Genomic DNA, 20,944 nt, shown 5'->3' with positions numbered 1-20,944 from the left:
CGTCCAAGTTTAAGTTTAGTTTAAAAAGAGAAATCTCTGCTGCCTGCGGCTTAAAGTTCCTTAAAGCTCCAGTTCGTCATCTTTTCCGCTGTACAGATAGGTTCGGACACCGCTATCCGAGCTATCCACTCGCTTCCGTAGCCCCATCTCCCGAATCAACAGATCTACAATAGACAAGCCAAGTCCTGTGCCTTTGGTACCTGAATCCGGCTGAATCCCTGGCCCGTGATCCTCGATCACTATGGCAGTTTGGCCTTGTATCTGCTCGGTGGATATGCGAATAAACTTGCCGCTCGCCGCATGACGAACTACATTTTGGAACAGATTATCCAGCACACGTCTTAAGCCTTGCTCATCTACATCCCAAATTAACGGGGTTTCCGGCAGATCGATATCGATATCGAACTCCTCTTTCTCCCACACCGGGTACCAGGAGGCTGCAGCTTCTCTAATCATCCGCAGCACATCTCTCCGCTCCAGCTTTAATGTATACCTTCCACTAGCCAGCAGATTAAAAGAGAGCATGTTATCAATCAATTCCCCGAGATCTTGCATTTTGCCTTCCATACGGCTCAGCGCATGAACACCTTGTTCGCTGAGGATTTCTTTGTTCAGTGCATGCATATGTCCTCGAATTACTGTGAGTGGTGTTCTCAGGTCATGAGACAATCCGGCAACCAACCGTTTACGTAGCTGCTCTTCTTCCCGCTCACGCCGGCGGCTGCCCGTTAACTGCTGAACCATCTGGTTAAAAGATTCCTCCAAATGTCCAATCTCATCCGACCTCCGAACATCTACAGGAAGCGGTATACCCTCCTTACTCGGAGTGACCATTGCTGACTGCAAATGAATCAGCCTTTTGCGGATTTTAGCGAAGAATAGAACGGACATAATGATAAAGATCATAAATACAATCAGCATAACCGCCCCAAAATAGACGAACTCGAGTAGCCCGTTACTGGAGGAATTCTGGAGCATGTTACGAGGGATTTCAATGACCATAAACCCTTGCCCCTTATTTACATTCCCTCCACCAATAAAAGCAACAACGGTTAGAGGATCGCGAAAATTTGCTTTTTTCATGAACTCCACCGTGTGATTGGCGGTCCATATTGCAGGAATCCGGGTCTCTTCCGTCTTGCCGGTTGGCAAAAGCCATTTCAACAAAACATCTGTACTTGGAGCCTCCGGCTCCCCCGATGTGGTGTCCAGAGGTTTGGATGACCTCGACTTCGACATTTCCGTCTCTTCTCCACCAAGCACCATTGTCGTTCGGCCTGTTGCATCTACACGATACATGGCAGATTTGGGGTACTTCTTCTGTAGCTCTTTCATTCGGGCTTTAATCATTGAATCAGATGCTCCATCCAGCTTTTTAGACTCAATGGCCCACAGGCTGGTGATTTGATCAGAGTTACCATACGGCGCATCTTCAACAGGATTTACATGATTGATAATTACAACGAAAACCGTAGCTACCACAGGAACCACAACAGGTACAAACAGTACAGCAGCCAATATCAGAAGCATATATCTGGACATCAGAGATCGTCCAAACTTTATTTTGGGCCGCATAGGCCGCCCCTTGTTGCTTTCTCTGTTTTGTTCAGACTTTCTGGCCTTCCGTTCTTTCACCCACTTGATCATGGCTTCTTCACGCGATAACCCACACCGCGCACGGTCTGAATAATAACCGGATTCGCTGGATCAAGCTCAAGCTTCTCGCGCAAATGCCGGATATGCACCATTAACGTTTTGTCTCCGTCCAGATATGGCTCGTTCCAGACCGCTTCATAAATCTGTTCTTTGGTACGGATCATGCCCATATGCCGGAGCAAATAAGCGAAGATGTGGAACTGTTTGCCTGATAGTATAATCTCTTCTCCCGTCTGCTCATTAACGATCCGGTTATCTTGCTCATAGATCGACAGATGATCAAGTGTAAGAACAGCTTCACTGGATACCACCGTGCCTGCCTTCCGCAGCTGAACCTCGATCCGCGCAGCAAGCTCGTCCGGATGGAACGGTTTGGTCACATAATCATCGGCAAAATCAAGCCCATGCAACTTGTCATCAATGGATGTTCTGGCCGAGAGCATGACGATGGGCACAGCAGGATGTTCTTTTTTCAAACGTTGCCCTACCGTAAAACCGTCAAGTCCCGGCAACATAACATCTAATATGACCAGAGAACAGTCTAACGCAGCCTCAGCGGCGCCTTCACCACTCCCAAGCCAGACGACCTCATAGCCACGCTCCTCCAGATCCTCCCTCACCCATGTTGCAATTTCCGTATCATCCTCAATGTATAACAGTTTAGTTTTCATCTATGTACTCGTTTCCTTTCCATCCTCTTGGGTTAATGATATATCTGGGCAAAGTTGCTTATCTGTATTGATTTTAATTTTGATATTGTGACTTTAATTTCGAAGTAGAGACGCTTCCTCGCCAGATTAAATGTAAGCCCAGCTGCACAAGCTACAATGTCTGAATGTCCGTTAACTTGGCTCGATAGACATCTCAAATTGACTCGTTTGGAGCCAGCCCTCTCTTTTTATACCATTATTATAACGCAATTTTTATACCTTCATTATAACGCAATCTGCAGTCACGTAGTATGAGGCCACATGTTTCAATAGTTACGATCTACATATTCTACGCACTTCCTGAATGTCTGATATTTTTAACTTTTCATACTTCACTTACATCTGATGGGAGGAATTTCACATGCTGCTCGAAGCTATATTTCATCAACCCAAACGGAACTGGGCTTACGCCTATGATCAGGATACCATCCGCCTGCGTCTGCGTGCCAAAAAGAATGATCTCACCGAGGTGTATGCTCTGACAGGAGACAAATATGCATGGGAAGAAACCCGAGATATGGTTCCTTTGTCCAAACTCACGTCAGACTCTATGTTTGACTACTACGAAGGGGAAGTGAAACCGCCGTATCATCGATTGAAGTATGCCTTTTTGCTCAAAAGTGGCAATGAACAGATCTGGATGACCGAGACGGACTTCCAGGAAGAAGAGCCGGGTGATCCGGGCCGCATGTTCCAGTTCCCTTATATTCATGCCGGAGCTGTTTTTACACCCCCAGCGTGGGTAAAAGATGCCGTGTTTTATCAGATTTTTCCCGAGCGATTCGCAAATGGCGACGCTTCAATTAATCCCAAGGAAATCGAACCTTGGGGCGGCGAACCTACGCCTTTCAACTTCTTTGGCGGTGATCTACAAGGTGTGATCAATCATCTCGATTACCTCAGTGAACTAGGTATCAACGCAATCTACTTTACTCCGATCTTCGAGGCTACAACCAATCATAAATATGATACCGAAGACTATCTTCGTGTAGACCGTCATTTCGGTGATGCAGATACAGTGAAACGTTTGGTGAAGCTTTGTCATGAGCGTGGCATTCGTGTACTGCTCGATGCGGTGTTCAATCATTCAGGCAAAACGTTCGCCCCATTCCTCGACGTGCAAAAATATGGTTCCGATTCCAAATACAAAGACTGGTTCCATGTGCATGAATTCCCGCTGGACGTGAAGGATGGCATTCCGACCTATGAGACATTCGGCTTTGAAGCCCATATGCCTAAGCTGAATACGGAGAATCCCGATGTGAAGGCATACTTGCTGGAGGTAGCCGAATATTGGATTAAAGAAGTAGGCACCGACGGCTGGCGCCTCGATGTAGCCGATGAAGTGGATGATGCCTTCTGGCGGGATTTCAGACGTGTCGTCAAGGCAGCCAACCCGGACGCCTACATTCTGGGCGAGATATGGAACGAATCTTCTGCCTGGTTGCAGGGTGATCAGTTCGATGCCGCGATGAACTACCCCTTTACCGCAGCCGTAAATTCTTTCTTTGTGGAAGACAAGATGCACGCCGAACAATTTGCCCATGCCATTGGTCGCCAGTTATCCCGCTATCCGCTCCAGGCAAGCGAGGTGGCGTTTAACCTACTGGATAGTCACGATACACCTCGCCTGCTTACGCTATGCGAAGGGGATCAACGCAAGATGAGACTTGCTGCCTTGTTCCAATTCACTTACATGGGGACACCCTGCATCTATTATGGTGACGAGATTGGCCTCGACGGTGAACATGATCCGGGATGCCGTAAATGCATGGAATGGGATGAAACGAAGCAAGATCGGGAGTTACTCGGCTTTTATCAGAAGTTGATTGCTCTACGTCATGCCCATCCTGCACTGCGTGCAGAAGGCACGGTTCGTTTCCTGCAAGCTCAGGCAGGTGGCAGTCAGATTGTGATGGAACGCCAAAGTGCAGATGAGCGCGTTCTGGTTCTGTTCAACCGTTCGGAGGAAACCGCCATCGTTGAACTGGATGCAGGAAGCCAGCCTTGGACTGAGCTGTTTGAAGGTAATCATCGCACAGCTCTAGACAATGGCGTGCTTGCAATCGAACTGCCTGCCTACGGCTATGCAGTTATGTGCACCGAAGTAGAGTAGAGCAAGGTGCATTGCAAAGGTCTGAAATAAAAACGTCTACCTCGCCTTTTGGACTGTTGATAGAAGATAAATAGCTTGGCTCATCTTTGATCCCAAACCAAACTAAATTAAAACAAGCGTTCTGCGAACCTGAGCTATTCAGGTTGAAGGACGCTTGTATATTGTAATTTATTCGTGTTATATGGTGTAACGACCCCATTATCTACTTTCACTAGTCGATAAACACCCCGAATCAATGCCTGATCCCATGATCCGGCAAGCTCTTATTACTTCTCATCCATTTCTGGTTGTACTCCTGATGCTGCTGAATGTGTTTCTGATGTCTCTTCCGGCTCCGCCCGCTTCGCCTTAGGTTTGGCCAGCTTCTCCATCATCTTGCGGCCTGTAGGTGTCTGGGCCAGCCCTCCTTGCGCTGTCTCGCGGTGGCGGCTTGGCATGGCACTGCCCACCTCTAGCATAACGTCGATAACTTCGTCCGACGGAATGGCACTGCGCACCCCAGCGAGCGCCATATCAGCCGCAGCCAGTGCAGTAACGGCTCCGAGTCCGTTGCGCACGATACAAGGAATCTCTACAAGGCCGGCAACTGGATCGCAGATAAGGCCTAATGTATTTTTCAAAGCCAATCCCACTGCATGCACGACCTGCTCCGGTGTTCCTCCACGAAGTTCGACCATCGCACCGGCAGCCATGCCAATCGCAGACCCGACTTCTGCCTGGCAACCACCCTCGGCACCAGAGATAAACGAATTGTTGGCAATCACGTATCCGATGGCTCCGGCGCAGAACAATCCATTCACCAAATGTTCATCCGTCCAACCGAAGCGTTCCTGTGAGCTAATAAACACCCCCGGAATGATGCCACAAGATCCTGCCGTCGGCGTAGCCACAATACGTCCCATGGAGGCATTCACTTCCGATACACACAGTGCATAGGCCATAGCAAGGGCAGAAGCATCACCAGAGCATGTCTCGCCTTGGCGAATGTATTCGGCCATCTTTTTCCCGTCTCCGCCTGTCAGTCCGCTACGTGAGGTTGTATCTTCTGTAAGTCCTTTATGAACGGCTTCCTTCATCACCTGATAGTACTCCGACATCTGCTTCACCACGTCAGCTTCCGGTGTATTCGTCTCCTGTACCTGCTCTTCAATCATCAGCTGTGCAATTGTTTTGGACTCCGCAGTACAGATGGTATTCAATTCATGCAAATGTTTAAATCGCATTCGGATCCCCCCCTCGCTTTAGATCAATCACACGAATGTTCAGCACATGATCCAGTGAACGCAATTTATTCAAAATCTCTTCACTTGGAGGAGCATCCATCTCCATTGCAGTAAGAGCTTCACCGTCACGAGCTTTCCTATCTACTTGCATATACCCGATGTTCACTCCAGAGGAGCTGATTGCCGAGGTTACGGATGCCAGAACACCTGCTTTATCCGCATGACGCAAAACAAGTGTTGGAAACTCCCCGCTGATCTGTACACGAAAATCATTCAGTGCATGGACAGACACGCTACCGCCACCGATAGACGCGCCTATTAATGAGCATTCCCGTTCGCCGTGCCACAATTCAATCTTAACTGTGTTTGGGTGAGGAGCTGGCAGACCACTGGTGTAAAATTCAACTTCCATACCTGCTTCAACTGCAAACTGTTCTGCATCTGGTATACGCGGATCATCCGTAACGTAGCCCAGCAAACCTCCGATTAGAGCCAGATCGGTGCCGTGTCCCTGATAGGTATCTGCAAATGAGCCGTATAATGTAAGCCGAGCTCGTTCCGGAGTGCATCCCAGCCACTGCCGCGCAATTCGGCCCAGTCTTGCAGCCCCTGCTGTATGTGAACTGGATGGCCCCGTCATAGAAGGACCAATAATTGAAAAAACATCTTTAAATCGCACCTTATAACCCTCCAATTGGTTTCGTCATCGTTCTCCAGACAAGAAGACCACCATTATGTTCCTGATTTACTGAATGATGACATGAAAAAAGGACAGAAGAAGGCCACTCGCCCTCTCTCTGTCCTTGATACCTGAGAGTTTCATGATCGCAGCACCGGGCAGAACAAGATCAAGTACATTCACATACGAGTCTGTTCAGCGTGCTAACCCATCATATTCCCCTTGGGTGGCGCTTCTTTCGCGCACTCTCCAGAGTTGCGTCCAACGACGGTACGTTTACCTGAGAGATTAACAGTTATGCCGGGTGCATAACCACTTGCTCCTTCGGTGCCTTAAGCGGACCTACTAAAGTACGTTTTCGCAGCATCTCTACAATGCAACATACTGATCTGTACCGTACTTATTCAGCCCACTTAGGTCTCTCCCGCTCGTTATCATTCGCTGTATTCTGTTCATTCATTATAAAAGTTAATCATTCTGGCATGTATTCAATCATATACAGCGTAATATGCCGCACTGTATATGTCAACAAAAGTGACGTAATCATACGGACCTGTATTGTAAGATCTCTGGATAGCGGAAAATAACGATTCAACAGGATTGCCAAGGCAGGTTATACCTGGGAAATAAAGATTTATATTTTCTACATCTATCTCTATAATTTCTATATTTATATGCATCCTCTGATCGTAATGTTCAGCGTTCCCGCACTCGCATATTAGTCACCTTACTTCGAAAACTGTAGAGATTCAGCCCACGACTGTAGTTTTTCTTCTGTCCATGTTTCATTCTCTCCCATGACCGAATAACGAAGACCATCCTCACTCCACGACAAGTTCCGAATTATAGACATGTATGAACCTTCTGTATCACGAATGTTAACTTTCTTTTCCTCTGGAAGCAGCTTTTCATCTACGTTTTCCTCTGGTGCTTTAAATATGGTCATGCTGAGTTCTGGTTTGTTATCCTTCACATAGTATAACGTTACCTCATCCCGGCTATGTTCACCCATGGAAGAAGTCATCTCGATTCTCGATAATTGCAGATCTTCCTCCGCGTATTGTAAGAATGGCTTTCCTAGGGCCTTCTCGGCTTCTTCCATTGTAATCACTTTGTTATTCATTACATCATTCATTTTTTTCACTTCAACGTCTGCGGGAATGTCCAATGTAAATGTCTGATCCGTGAACTCAGGATTATAATCAATTACGTCATACAGAATCTCGGATTTGGTATCGCCATACGTACTGGTCGCTTTAACGACCGTCCATTTCTTGGGATCTATCCAATACTGGGATGACATCAACAATGAATTTCCCTCCTTAGGAGTCAATTCGATATGCATTACTTCACGATTTTGAAGTTTTTCTTGCCCCAGCATCTTCACGTTGTGAGTATCACGCATTCGTTCCAGTTGATCTAGCAGCATTTGCTTCTGCGTTGGGTTAGGTTCTTGCTGGAGCGCTGATGAGTCCATCGAAAATGCAGTTTTTGCCTCTTTTTCATAGAGCAGAATCTCAGGCCCGCTGTGAACCGCATAGCTTACATTCCCACCGTCCTCTGTTTCAATCCGCTTTTGTCCTGTTTTTCCGTCCACCCATTCTTTCACTTGTATCGTGTTTGTAATCTGCTCATCTGTCCACATCTTCAATACACCTTCTGCGTAGTAGGATGCTTGCTCCGACTCGGCAGTAATAATTTTATCAATCATGTCGTCTCCTGACATGCCAAGCAGTTCCTTTTCGGAACAACCCGCAAACAGTGAACCTGCGATCAAGGCTACTCCTAGTACTTTCCATCCACTTTTAATCACAATCCTTCATCCTCCTTCGTTAATATCTCTGAAAAATCATCGTTTCCTAGTTCCGGCAATCGGCATACTGCTACAGTTCCATAATGTTCCGAGGACCACATTCGCATATCTCCCCCATGCTTCAAAGCAATCCTTCTCGCTATGCTCAGTCCTAATCCAGAGCCCCCTGCATAGCCTTGTCTCTCCTGATTGTGATATTGAACGTAAGGCTCAAAAATCCGTTCCAGCTGTTCTGGCGGAATTGCCGGACCTTCATTTTGCACCAAAATTATAGTTGCCCCGATTCTATACGTATTAAGCTCCGTTCTTTGTGACAGATTGATCCACTCAGGTAACTCCTTTGATGAATCAATGATTGCAAGCCCAATTCTGCCGCTCGGTGGAGTATAACGAAGTGCGTTATGCACTAGATTATCGGTCAGACGCATCAATGATTCAGGGTGAATTCGGTAGAAGCGATTGGTACGTACAGACATCTGTATGGTGTGGTTTTTACGTTCCGCAAGTTCACCATAACTGCCAAGCAGCATTTCGAAAAACTCTTCCCCTTCTACCTCCACCATAGCCAGCTCCGAATCATCGGAGCCTAACGCTGTGTACATCTCGAGCTCTCCAATCATCTGTTTCATACGGCCAACATTCCTGGCAATCACCTCTTTGTACTCCTGTCTTTCCAATTGTTCAGAACGTACATCCATACTAAGCGCTTCTGCATAGGCACTGATGGACATCAGCGGTGTCTTTAAGTCGTGAGACAGAGATGCCACAATCATCTCTTTTTCCTTTTGTTGCTTCTCCACTTCCATTTGCGTTTGTCTTATGGTTTGTTGCATTGCATCAAACTGCTTTAACAACATCCCCATCTCATCATGACGTGTGTGACCACTTGTACCTTCTGGTTCCTCTCCACGGGCAAAGGTATGCATTCGATTCATCAACATCTTCATGGGATAGAAAAGCTTGCGTGATAATAACCACAGCACCGTGCCGTACAACAAAACAAAGAATAATACTGCTCCGCTAACGACCCATGTTGTTCGAATCGAGATACCATCCAGCCAATCTTGCCGCAGCATCGTTATTTCATAAATACCAACCAGTTCACCTTGATGCCATACCGGCTTTTTCAGCGAAAACGTGCGGTGACGAATCTGCAGATTGTACAGGTTTCGGTATAGTTCGGAAGTTCTCACAGTGTATCCGCTCGTTGTCCACGCATCCCCTCCAGAAGTAAACACACGAATACCTGAAGGCAAATAAAGATTAAAACTTATTTGTTTATTCGCAAGCTTAGGGAGGTTATGATGACGCTCGGGATCCTGTAATTCGTAAAGGGTTGGATCATTCAACACCTGCTCGATGGGGGAGAGACGTTCGGATAATTCTACATATTCCTTTACAGATCGCTGGTTCTCGTAATAGTTATATAGGGAAAATAATGCCCAGCCTGCTGCAATGGGCAACAACATGACAATCAAAAACGCAAGCATCAGCCAGTATTTCAGCTTCATTTGACCTGTTCTCCGATAAAGCGATAACCGCTCCCCCACACAGTTTCTATCCAGCGCGGCTGATGCGGCTCGTCACTCAACTTGGCTCGTAAGCTTTTTATATGCACGGTAACTGTGCCAGAATTCTCCTCTGCTGGCTGACCCCAGACATGTTCATAAATCTCAGTTTTGGTGAACACCCTGCCTTGATTTGAAGCCAGCAGCATGAGCAGCGCCCTTTCTTTTCCTGTTAATTGCAGATCGGTATCATTCAACCTCACCTGCTGATTCACTGGATGTATGGACAACCCGTCATTGTACAGCTGAAGAACCGAAGGCAATGGGCTGCCTAGATACCTGCGGTATCTGCTCAGATGAGCTTCAACTCGCGCTGTGAGTTCTGCCAGACTGAAGGGTTTCGTGATATAATCATCCGCACCCAAACCAAGTCCTTTGAGTTTGCTTTCCTCCTGTGTACGTGCGCTCATGATTAACACCGGAACATCACTGATTAACCTGACATGTTTACAGACCGTAAATCCATCCATCTCCGGCAGCATCAGATCGAGCAGGACAAGCTGATATTCTCCATTTCTAAAATCTTCCCAGCTCTCCAGTCCGCTTGATGCCCAAGTCACTGCATACCCTTCACGACGCAGATGGTCTAATAGTATACGGGCAATTTCCGGATCATCCTCCACGAGCAGTATGTTATCCGTATCTGTCATTGCGCTTTCATCCTCCCATGACTAAAGTGTAGCGAAAAATACATATGATTCTGCAAAGTTTATACTTTCTTTATAATTATGGATACACTATGTGCACGCGTTCCCAAGTTCTTACTAAGAACAAAAAGAGCTTCCTGAACCTCAGGACGCCCGGCAGTCTATGTTTAATTCATGAACAAGTCCTACTCCGCCTCCAGACCAGCGACATTGGTAAGTCAGCACCATATCACTGATTTGATTTACCCACCTTGAGATATACTTCTTTATTAATCGATGAGTTTTCATTATCAAACATGCCCCTTACTATCTGGAAAATCCCCCCTTCCTTATACGTGGTCCCCAATCGATAAAGCACCAATTGGTTAATTAACACTCCGTTACGTCTCAGGTTAACGTTTAAAGCCAATGCTCCAGAGTGTCGATACAACCAAGCATTGATACTCCTCTCTTTTTATTTTTTTGAAATCACGGCTGCCATGCTTAGTGAGAACACAAACAAAAGTAGGTACAACCAGACATGTCTGATTTCCAGTACCTCTTTCCCTAAAAGTGTGAGAACGGCCAGAGCAATTACACCCAGAGAGCCAAAGACACTCGAAATACTTAAAGAAGTTTTAAAAAATCTTAGCTTAACTCGTTCATCCGCATAAGGTATTCCCGTCTTTACTTGCTTCCTACGCTTGATAATATAAGGCATAGCTGCTGCAATGACAAAAGCAATTACCATTAAGACGTACTCCATTTTCATAACTCATCATCCCCTCTAAAAAATATTTCCTCAATCGACTTCTCAAAATAATCAGCAATTCTGAATGATAATTCTAAACTTGGATTGAATTTGTTGTTTTCAATTGCGATGATGGTCTGCCTAGTTACATGAAGGATTTTGGCTAATTCTTCTTGAGTAAGGCCGCTTTCTTTTCTTAATTTTTGTACATTGTTCAAAATCACCGGTAACAATCATCCTTATAAAGTAAAGTTTTGTATACATTAACATTAATCTACATCATCCAAAATGTAAAGTTTTATATACTTTTTTTTATCGTATATGGTTTTTACCTCAAAAGCTAAGCTGTAAACACACGAAAAATAGTGAATAGTTGACGGTAATAAATATCCGTAGGCGTTCTAATAAAAATCCACGAAAAGAGTCAAAATCATAGATGCTGGAGTGGGAACTCCTCACCGAACTGGTGAAATTCGTACAACGAAAAAAAGCATGATCCCTGAACACTTTCGTGCCCAAAATCATGCTCTAATTGAATATATCGCTGTAGTTGTTCCACTTTAACCGAAACGACCCATAATATATTCCTGCGTCAGACGATTGTCCGGGTTGGTAAAAATGTGTTCCGTCTCACCGTGTTCAATCAGACTACCGAGATAAAAATAAGCCGTATAATCCGAGATGCGCGCTGCCTGCTGCATGTTATGGGTAACAATAACGATGCGTAGCTCCTGCTTCAACTCCGAAATCAATTCCTCGACCTTACCCGTAGATACCGGATCAAGGGCAGATGCCGGCTCATCGAGCAATAGAATCTGCGGGTCAACGGACAATGCTCGCGCGATACAAAGACGCTGCTGCTGACCACCTGATAGTGCCAGGGCCGATTCATGCAGTCTGTCCTTTACTTCATCCCAAAGTGCTGCGCGGCGTAAGCTTTTTTCCACAATCTCATCCAGTGCTTTCTTACTCTTCGTACCGCGGTAGCGGGGGCCAAATGCGATATTGTTGTAGATGGACTTATGAAAAGGGTTTGGCTTCTGCCACACCATGCCGATTTTCTGACGAAGTTTAATTACATCCGTACCCGGTTCGTTGAGGTCATTGCCATCCATCCAGATGTGTCCCTGTGTACGTGAGCCCGCAATCTCATCATTCATCCGGTTCAACGAACGGAGAAACGTGGATTTACCGCAACCGGACGGCCCAATCAGGGCCGTTACACTGGCTTCGGGGAAAGTCAGACTGATCTGTTTCACAGCCTGAAAATGTCCATAATATATGCTTAACTGTTCCGTACCAAAAGGTATGGCCATGTGGATTTCCTCCTTATTTCGAAGCTGTCATACGTCGGTACACAACCCGGCCGATCCAGCGTGCGCTCAGATTGAATGCCAGTACCAGAATAACTAGCACGGCAGAAGCACCTGCTGCAATTTCTTTGGAATCTGGTCCGATGCCTTCACTGTTGACTTTCCAGATGTGCACGGCCAGTGTTTCCGCAGGACGAAGCGGATTAATCGGTGATCTTGGACTTGTCGGATTCCAGTCCGTAAAGTCCAGCGGTGGACTACTCATACCCGCAGTGAACATCAGGGCCGCAGCTTCACCGAAAATCCGGCCGGAGGCCAGAATCGTACCTGTGATCAAGCTTGGCAGTGCCACAGGCAGCAAAATCGACGTGATGATCTTCCATTTGGACAAACCAAGAGCGAGTCCAGCTTCCTTCTGCTCTTTGGGAACAGCCCGGAAAGCTTGCTCCGTCGTCCGAACCATCAGCGGCAGGTTGAATATTGCCAGTGCCATCGCACCCGATAAGAGAGAGAATCCAAGGCCGAACGTATTGACGATCAGCAATAGTCCGAACAAACCGATAACGATGGAAGGGAATGATGACAACACTTCGACAACCAGACGGATAAAACTTGTAATTCGACCTGGCTTGGCGTATTCCGCCATATAGATACCTCCGCCCCAACCGAGCGGGATCGTAATGATCAACGTTAGTACAAGCAAAAAGATAGAGTTAAAGAGCTGCGGCCCTATACCGCCGCCGCCTTTGAGCAATTGCGGTGCACTTGTCAGGAAGTTCCAGTTAATCTGACCGATCCCCCGGAACAGAATAAATCCGAGTAGACCGAGCAAAAGCACAACAATGAATAAAGCCAGAATTACAATGACTACTGTTGCAATTTTATCTGCTGTTTTTGGCTTCATTCTCATACCCGGTTCCTCCTTTCAAGCAGGCGAACCAGAATGACGAAGACAAAGGTCATTACCAGCAGGACAAGCGCCATGCTCCACAATGCATTATTATGAACAGAACCCATCGTGGTATTACCCATACTCAGGGTGATTACACTTGTTAATGTTGAAGCTGATTCGAGCAGGGATGTCGGTACATGCGGTGCATTACCGATAACCATCTGCACAGCGAGTGCTTCACCAAATGCGCGAGCCATACCGAGAACAATACCTGTAAGCAATGCAGGCAGAACAGTCGGAATGATTACCCGATAGATCGTCTGCCAACGTGTCGCACCAAGCGCATAAGATGATTCACGCAAGCCTTTAGGCAAAGCAGATAGTGCATCTGCCATAATACTCGTTACAGTAGGCAATATCATGACGGACAAGACGAGACATCCGGCTGCAATCCCGATACCAGCCCCTCCGAAGATACTGCGCAACATGGGAACAATTACGCTTAGGCCGATAAATCCATAAACAACAGATGGAATACCGGAGAGCAATTCAATCGCAGGCTGTAAAATCTTTTTACCTTTACCCGGTACAATCTCGGTCATAAAGAGCGCTGCACACAGACTAAGCGGACTCGCAATCAATGCTGCAAGCAAGGTGGTTGTAAAGGAACCCGTAATAAACGGTAATGCACCATAAACGCCAGGCTCACCTGTAGGATTCCACGTTTTCCCGAAAATGAACTCTCGCAGGCTGACACCATCCTGGAAAAAGGTTGACAATCCTTTGGATGCGACAAAATATACGATGGAAAACATGACAACGATCAGGAAAACGACACATATCGACGTGTAAATCCGTCCCGTCCACTCTTCCCAGTAATGTTTCTCTCTCAAGGGCCGGCGTGGTTTCAGTTTATTGTTCATTACCGTTCCCCCTTCGGTCTGTTCCATAACAACCATCCTTCTATAGTAGAATTAGTGCAAAATATGGGATAATTCCTGAGCAAACCGCGCAAAGAGGCAGGACCTGGGTCCGCCTCTTTCGCTGTATGCGCAAGTTTCAAAGAATGTTACTGAGTCACATTACCTGCTGCATCGCGTTTTACTTTCATGCCGGATACCGGAATGTAGCCCAGTTCCTTAACGTCATTTTGTTGAACTTCCTCGCTCAGCATGTAGTCGAGGAATGCTTTAGTTGCTGCATCCGGCTCACCTTTTGTATACATGTGTTGGTAAGCCCATACTGGATATGTTCCTGCTTCCACGTTCTCAACCGTAGCTTCAACACCGCCATATTTCAGAACTTGCAATTTGTCATCCAGGTAAGACAGCGCCAGGTAACCAATTGCGCCTGGAGTTTCAGATACCAGTTTCTTAACTGTACCTGAGGAATCTTCTTGGATGGAACCTTGAATATCTTCTACTTTTGTTCCCAGAGCAAAGTTCTCGAAAGTTGCACGCGTACCGGAGCTACTTGGACGGTTAACGATAACGATGGCTTGATCTTTACCGCCAACATCTTTCCAGTTCGTGATTTTACCGGAGAAAATATCAACCAGTTGTTCCTTCGTCAAATCCGTTACACCTGCATCTTTGTTACTTACTGGAGCAATCGCTACGACTGCTACTTGGTGGTCAACCAGTTCTTTTGCTTTTGCTTCGTCTTTCAACTTCTCTTCAGCAAATACGTCAGAGTTACCGATGGTTGCTTGTCCTTCGGAAACTTGTGTCAGGCCCGTACCACTACCGCCACCTTGCACTTGTACCATTACGTTCTTATATTCATCAACTGCCATAAATTTTTGTCCAGCTTGCTCTACCAGAGGCTGCAGTGCTGTTGATCCAACAGCCAGAATGTTACCGCTGAGTTCAGCAGCAGTATTTTCTCCTGATCCATTACTTGCGGCACCATTTGTAGTACCTGCGTCATTTTTCGATCCGCATGCTGCAAGCACCAGTACGAACGTTAAGGTCATCAAAATAAACGGCAACTTTTTAAACATTTTTTGTTTTCCTCCCCCAATGTAGTGATGGCGTTTTGTAAATTTGTTTGATCACCATCAACTCTTTAATCATTGTAGTTTCGGTATGTCATCTGAAAATCAATGTTTTGTAAACGCAATGTTAAAAATATAGGCTAGGGATTAAATAGTTGGAACGTACTTAGGTGCGCTGGTAGCCGCTTCGGGAACGGACGTTGTTTCAATCGCTGTTACCCCCGGATATATTTGATTGTATTTGTAAGAGGAATATATCCGGGGATAAAGGTGAACGCTCCGCTTTTCCACAATCGTTCCGTTCCCTCCGCTGAATCAGCGCTCATCTGTTTCTAAAACATTTGATTCCCCATCCAAAAGGGAGGGGCAGGGGAAGGAGTACTCCGTGCTGGTCGTTCCGGTTACGGATCATTCTTCCGATCGCTGTTGTCTCCAAATCGTTATGGATTTTATTTTTCATATGTAAACATTCCGAGACAAAGGCGAGCGCTTCGCTTCTTCTGAATTGATTCCGTTCCCTTCACTTGATCACTTCGTAGACAAAAACAAAAAAGGCCGTCTCAACGGATGTGTTTAACACATCTGATGAGAACAGCCTTTTTAACTCATAACTATTATAAAAATGTTAAGCTCGATGCTTATAATTATCCTAAAATCCACAGCCATAATGCTAAACCGGCCAATGTAATCAACAACGTTGGAAGGGTTAGAATAATGCCTGCTTTGAAATAATATCCCCATGTAATCTTAACACCCTTACGGGACAGTACATGCAGCCATAACAAGGTTGCCAGTGATCCGATTGGCGTCATCTTCGGACCTAAATCAGAGCCAATGACATTGGCATAGATCATTGCCTCTCGTACAATCCCATCGGTGTGTGCTCCCTTAATGGCTAGCAAATTAATTAATACGGTTGGCAGATTGTTCATCACGGATGATAATACCGCAGCGATCAGCCCCATACCCAGCGATGCTGCGAACAGACCATAATTCGCTATAGCATCAAGCCAGCTGCTCAGATGATCCGTTAATCCAGCATTACGTAAACCATAAACAACAATGTACATCCCTACCGAAAAAACAACGATAGACCAAGGTGCCTCTTTGACCACCCGTTTCAAATCCACCGCTTCGCTCTTGCGTGCTAGTATACCGAAAAGCAGTGCCACTGCACCTACAATCACGGAGACAGGAATCGGAAGAAATTCACTGGAAGCGTACGCTACCAGCAGCAGTCCCAACATAAACCAGGCAATCTTGAACACCCGTGGATCACGGATTGCTTCCTTCGGGTCACGAGCAGCGGAGACATCATACGTCTGCGGAATGCTTTTGCGATAAAACAAAAACAGCATCGCCGTACTCGCTGCAATGGAGAACAGATTCGGTACGATCATACGCACCGCATATTCTACAAATGTAATACCGAAGAAATCAGCAGACACAATGTTCACCAGATTGCTGACCACGAGTGGCAACGAGGTTGTATCCGCAACGAATCCACTCGCCATGACAAAAGCCAGCACCATGCGTTCATCAAACTTTAAAGCACGCACCATTGCCAGAACAATGGGTGTTAAAATAAGTGCCGCACCATCATTTGCAAACAAGGCAGACACTGCCGCCCCTAGCAAAATTGAATAAAGAAATAGTCTTCGTCCGTTACCCCCAGCCAGACGCGCCATATGAAGGGCAGCCCACTCGAAGAACCCGGTCTCGTCCAAAATCAATGAAATCATAATAATGCCGACAAAGGCCAGCGTAGCATTCCATACAATAGCGGCTACATCGGAAGCATCATTCAGGCTGACTACCCCTGCTGCTAACGCAAGGATCGCCCCTCCTGAAGCACTCCAGCCAATGCCGATACCGCGAGGCTGCCAGATAACCATCGTGATCGTCAAAACAAATATTAATATTGCTACATATACCATAGTTCCTCCTGCTGTCCTGACTCAATATGCTTATTGATCATTACCTAATTAAAATACATCGCACACTTGCTCGTAAGAACCAGACGATATATTTATACAGGGCTACAGGAGGAATGTCTATATTTATTTTCTTCTATATTATGAAAAAGAAAGTTTCGCCTGAAATGATCAGGATTTGCTGCTGTCTTTGGAAGGGTCATCCATCATTTTGAACATACCCAGCAACCCTTGTAACTGTTCAGCCATACTATTCAAATGTGCGGAGGACGACGCAATTTCCTCAACTGAAGCCAGTTGTTCTTGCGATGAAGCCGATACAGATTCGGTACTCGCCGCAGATTCCTGAGTGACGTTCGAAATATCTGTCATCGTTTGAGCCACATGGGAGGCGCCATTCTCCAACTGTTTCGTCGTTTCGGACAGCTCATCCAGCGTATGAACAGCATCCTCCACCGCTTCACGGATTTGAGCGAAGGATTGTCCAGACGTGTTTACAGCGTGTATCCCCTCACCAACGCGGCTTTGGGCGGCGTTCATCGCTGTCAGGGCAGAGTCCATGTCCTGACGAATATTATGCACGAGTTCACCAATCTGAGCTGCGGAACTACCTGATTCTTCAGCCAGCTTACGCACCTCTCCAGCTACGACTGCAAATCCGCGTCCTGCATCCCCTGCTCTTGCTGCTTCAATCGAAGCATTCAATGCCAGCAGGTTGGTCTGTTTAGATATAGAAGCAATGACATCAACCATACTACCAATCTCTACCGAACGGGCGTTAAGGGACTGCACAACCTCTCCTAACTGTTCTACCGTTTCCTGGATGATATTCATCTGTTCAACAGCTTCTCCCGCTGCCTCATTCCCTAAAGATGCTGCCCCGGATGTACTTCTCATCGTTGTCGTGATGGATTGTACACGCTCTGACATCTGACGCACATCTTCTGCCATACGGCTCATCTGTTCAGAACCATCCTTCACACTATTCACTTGTTGCTCTGCACCCTCGGCTAGTTCTTGGATCGCCATAGTCGAGTGTTCAATCGCTTTAGTTGTTTGGTCTGCACTCGCAGACAACTCTTGTGAAGAAGCGGATACTTGTTCTGCCGTTTCCTGTACACCTAGAATCATCATCCGCAAGTTATCGACCATACGTTCAAAGTACTTCGCGAGTTCACCCACCTCATCCTTACGCTTACTATCCATCTTCACGGTGAGGTCGCCCTTACTTACAGCTCTTGCATTTTCTTGCAACCGTTTAATCGGACTCACTAACGAACGAGTGAACCAGATGATAAAGATAACGGCCAGGAACACAGAAGCCAGAAGCACGATGAGTGTAGCAAGCCTTATTTCCTTGCTTGCATCGGTAACTTCGCTCTTGAACATCGTACCTGCAATTTTCCAACCCGTTGCTTCGTTGGTAGAGAAAATCATGGTTTTGGAGCGGCCTTCGTAATCATAGTCAAATTGACCTTCCTTGCCATTATACATTTGATCTAACACACCGCTTTTTTCTTGTGTACCTACTTCTTGCACAGGAGAAACAACAACATGTTTATCTTTATCCAGAATAATAACGTATCCTTCTTTACCAACCTTAATCGCAGCCTGATCCCGTAGATTGGTCAAATCAAGTGACAAGCCAATTACAGCGGATTGATCCTTAAGCGTTTTGGAGATAAAAACAACCGCGACGCCTTCTGTATTTTTGGTGACAGGTGAAACAGCAACCGTACCTGGGTTAGCCATGGCCAGCTTATACCACTCGCGCTCTCTTGGATCAAAAGCTTCTCCTCGCTGGCTACTCGCTGTTGGCTTGCCGCGAACGATGACTCCTTCTGTCGATCCTACAAAAATATTCAAAGCATCCGGATGTAGTCCCAGATACTGAGCAAGCTTATTCTGAAGCTCCGTACTATCATTTTCTCCTTTGATCAGGGCTGGGTCGAGTGAATCCGAGAAGAAATTGATGTCAAAAATTTTGTTGTTGACCTGACTCTCCACAATCTTATTGGCTGTACTTACACTCTGCAGGGCACTGTCATTCAACTGCCCTTGTACCGTATCTTCCGCGATATACAAAGACACCAAGCCGATTGCCAAACTCGGTACCAAGAGAACGATCAGAAATGAAACGAGCAATTTATTTCTGATGTTCCAGACAAAGGCTTTCTTTTTATTTTTCTTTTTATTTTTATTCTCTTTTGTTTTGACAGGTTTGACGGACTTCTCCGTTTTTTCAGGCTTGTACTCCTTATTCTCGTTCATTCGCTTCTCCCCCTTGTATTTATGAAGCCATTCTCCCAGCTATGTATGAACTTCTATAGGTCTATACTATATATCGGCTAATGACGAGGTTTTATTGAATACATACGCAGTTCAAAACAAACAAGCCACTTCAAGGGGAAAGTGACTTGTGCTGTAATGTTCATGTAAAAGTAATAGGCAGCTATCTCGCAGCCCTGTATGACGGCCCTGAGTACGGACCATCCGGGGGATGTGCTACAGGTTTACCAAAATAATATCCTTGTGCAAGTTCGATGCCAACCGAGCGACAGAAGTCAAATTCCTCAACTCGTTCGATCCCCTCGGCTAGCACCTTGCCCCCGAATCTACTGGATACCTGAACAATATTTAGAATCTTCTCCTGTTTCATTCGATCCTGATCACAATGATCAATCAGGCTGCGATCAATTTTGATAAAATCCGGCTCTAACCGGTTCATTAACTCAATTGTTGAATACCCGGCACCTACATCATCCAAAGCTACCGACATACCATGAGAACGATAAACCTCAAAAATATGTTGTAATGTAGACAGTTGTTGAATCTGTTCAGTCTCCACAACCTCAAAAACGAAGTCCTTTGGATCCAGCGCGAGACGTTCAATCGCCTCAAATGTATGTGTCAGACAATATTCGGGGTTATAAATAGAGGAAGGCAGGAAATTCACAAAGCGCTTCACACCGCGAGGTAGGTATCTGGCGCTTGTTTCAATGGCCGTAATACGAGCGGTGCGATCCAAAAATGAATGCAGTCCCGTTTCGCGGGCTACTTCAAACAACTCGTAGGGGCTAAATCCTCTCCCATGTTCAGCCGGACGAAGCAAAAACTCAAATCCGATAATGCACTCAGAGGCATCTACAATCGGCTGCATATAACTGCTAAACTGGCCTTCCAAAATAGTGGAAACAATATCAGCATATTTGATTCTGGCGTGCTGCATAGACAGACTAATCCACTCACCCTTAAGATCATCCACCAGCTTATCCGCAGCAGATTTCAACTGAACGGTCAGGGAAATCGATAATATCTTCTCCATCTGTATAATTTCTTCAATCCGATCCTGTAACTCCTGTACATCTGAAAAATCGAACCAGAGCATCTCTTCTGAATATGCAAGATGCCTTCCCTTGGTTTGCAGCGCTTCCAGCAAAGCAGGGGAGACGGGACGCAGGTACAACGTACCTTTACCCTCTATCGGATAGATTGGACTGCAGCCACTGCAATTCATGTAGAACCCCCTTGCCAGTTTATCGAGCTACATCATTAATGTTACCACGTTTATACCCAAAGTTTGTAAATAGTATATCATGGGTCTAGAAATTAATCTCTATTGTTTTGATGACTTCCTATATGACGTATAAAGAAACAGTTGTATTCC

17 protein-coding genes and 2 riboswitches are annotated in these 20,944 nt (G+C 46.0%); of the genes, 1 reads left to right on the top strand and 16 read right to left on the bottom strand.

The window, feature by feature from the left end; translation table 11 throughout:
- Positions 1-60: 60 nt before the first annotated feature.
- A complete protein-coding gene (locus AC1VYS_RS02565; RefSeq protein ID WP_482934463.1) occupies positions 61-1,542 on the bottom strand; it encodes a HAMP domain-containing sensor histidine kinase in 1,482 nt (493 codons plus the stop codon).
- Between the two features lie 101 nt (positions 1,543-1,643).
- Positions 1,644-2,327 carry a response regulator transcription factor gene (locus AC1VYS_RS02560; protein ID WP_441926946.1) on the bottom strand — a complete coding sequence of 228 codons (684 nt, stop codon included), beginning with the start codon at positions 2,325-2,327 and terminating at the stop codon, positions 1,644-1,646.
- Positions 2,328-2,727: 400 nt separating this feature from the next.
- Here AC1VYS_RS02560 and AC1VYS_RS02555 point away from each other — a divergent pair, with 400 nt between their 5' ends.
- Complete coding sequence (locus AC1VYS_RS02555; protein ID WP_482912870.1) at positions 2,728-4,482, top strand: alpha-glycosidase; 1,755 nt, start codon at positions 2,728-2,730, stop codon at positions 4,480-4,482.
- 266 nt (positions 4,483-4,748) lie between these two features.
- Here the strand turns inward: AC1VYS_RS02555 and sdaAA are convergent, their stop codons facing one another.
- The 14 genes from sdaAA to AC1VYS_RS02485 form a co-directional block, all read right to left on the bottom strand.
- Entirely contained in the window at positions 4,749-5,705 is a 957-nt protein-coding gene (gene sdaAA, locus AC1VYS_RS02550; RefSeq protein WP_482912869.1) for an L-serine ammonia-lyase, iron-sulfur-dependent, subunit alpha, read from the bottom strand.
- The gene (sdaAB, locus tag AC1VYS_RS02545) at positions 5,695-6,384 is read right to left on the bottom strand and encodes an L-serine ammonia-lyase, iron-sulfur-dependent subunit beta (RefSeq protein WP_482912868.1); all 690 of its coding nucleotides are present in this window, start codon (positions 6,382-6,384) and stop codon (positions 5,695-5,697) included. Before sdaAB ends, sdaAA begins: the two co-directional genes overlap by 11 nt.
- A gap of 116 nt (positions 6,385-6,500) precedes the next feature.
- Positions 6,501-6,639: riboswitch (glycine riboswitch) on the bottom strand.
- A gap of 4 nt (positions 6,640-6,643) precedes the next feature.
- Positions 6,644-6,821, bottom strand: a riboswitch (glycine riboswitch).
- A gap of 290 nt (positions 6,822-7,111) precedes the next feature.
- A complete protein-coding gene (locus AC1VYS_RS02540; protein ID WP_482912867.1) occupies positions 7,112-8,197 on the bottom strand; it encodes a LolA family protein in 1,086 nt (361 codons plus the stop codon).
- Complete coding sequence (locus tag AC1VYS_RS02535; protein ID WP_482912866.1) at positions 8,194-9,708, bottom strand: sensor histidine kinase; 1,515 nt, start codon at positions 9,706-9,708, stop codon at positions 8,194-8,196. Before AC1VYS_RS02535 ends, AC1VYS_RS02540 begins: the two co-directional genes overlap by 4 nt.
- On the bottom strand, positions 9,705-10,415 hold the full coding sequence (locus tag AC1VYS_RS02530; protein WP_482912865.1) for a response regulator transcription factor: 711 nt from the start codon (positions 10,413-10,415) through the stop codon (positions 9,705-9,707). Before AC1VYS_RS02530 ends, AC1VYS_RS02535 begins: the two co-directional genes overlap by 4 nt.
- A gap of 451 nt (positions 10,416-10,866) precedes the next feature.
- Entirely contained in the window at positions 10,867-11,163 is a 297-nt protein-coding gene (locus AC1VYS_RS02525) for a hypothetical protein (protein ID WP_482912864.1), read from the bottom strand.
- On the bottom strand, positions 11,160-11,366 hold the full coding sequence (locus AC1VYS_RS02520; RefSeq protein ID WP_482912863.1) for a helix-turn-helix transcriptional regulator: 207 nt from the start codon (positions 11,364-11,366) through the stop codon (positions 11,160-11,162). The genes AC1VYS_RS02525 and AC1VYS_RS02520 overlap by 4 nt, the downstream gene beginning before the upstream one ends.
- A 336-nt stretch (positions 11,367-11,702) precedes the next feature.
- The gene (gene pstB / locus AC1VYS_RS02515) at positions 11,703-12,458 is read right to left on the bottom strand and encodes a phosphate ABC transporter ATP-binding protein PstB (protein ID WP_482912862.1); all 756 of its coding nucleotides are present in this window, start codon (positions 12,456-12,458) and stop codon (positions 11,703-11,705) included.
- A 13-nt stretch (positions 12,459-12,471) separates the two neighbouring features.
- Positions 12,472-13,359, bottom strand: a complete 888-nt coding sequence (gene pstA, locus AC1VYS_RS02510; RefSeq protein ID WP_482914888.1) for a phosphate ABC transporter permease PstA — start codon at positions 13,357-13,359, stop codon at positions 12,472-12,474.
- 2 nt (positions 13,360-13,361) lie between these two features.
- On the bottom strand, positions 13,362-14,270 hold the full coding sequence (pstC, locus tag AC1VYS_RS02505) for a phosphate ABC transporter permease subunit PstC (protein ID WP_482912861.1): 909 nt from the start codon (positions 14,268-14,270) through the stop codon (positions 13,362-13,364).
- Between the two features lie 146 nt (positions 14,271-14,416).
- Positions 14,417-15,349, bottom strand: a complete 933-nt coding sequence (locus AC1VYS_RS02500; protein ID WP_482912860.1) for a phosphate ABC transporter substrate-binding protein — start codon at positions 15,347-15,349, stop codon at positions 14,417-14,419.
- Positions 15,350-15,987: 638 nt separating this feature from the next.
- Positions 15,988-17,280, bottom strand: a complete 1,293-nt coding sequence (locus tag AC1VYS_RS02495; RefSeq protein ID WP_482912859.1) for an arsenic transporter — start codon at positions 17,278-17,280, stop codon at positions 15,988-15,990.
- 168 nt (positions 17,281-17,448) lie between these two features.
- Positions 17,449-19,548 (bottom strand): methyl-accepting chemotaxis protein, encoded by a 2,100-nt coding sequence (locus AC1VYS_RS02490; protein WP_482912858.1) that lies wholly within the window; start codon positions 19,546-19,548, stop codon positions 17,449-17,451.
- A 181-nt stretch (positions 19,549-19,729) separates the two neighbouring features.
- Entirely contained in the window at positions 19,730-20,794 is a 1,065-nt protein-coding gene (locus AC1VYS_RS02485) for an EAL domain-containing protein (RefSeq protein ID WP_482912857.1), read from the bottom strand.
- Positions 20,795-20,944: the final 150 nt, after the last annotated feature.

The sequence above is a fragment of the Paenibacillus sp. G34 genome, assembly GCF_056856875.1.
This window is presented reverse-complemented; position numbering and strand designations above follow the sequence as displayed.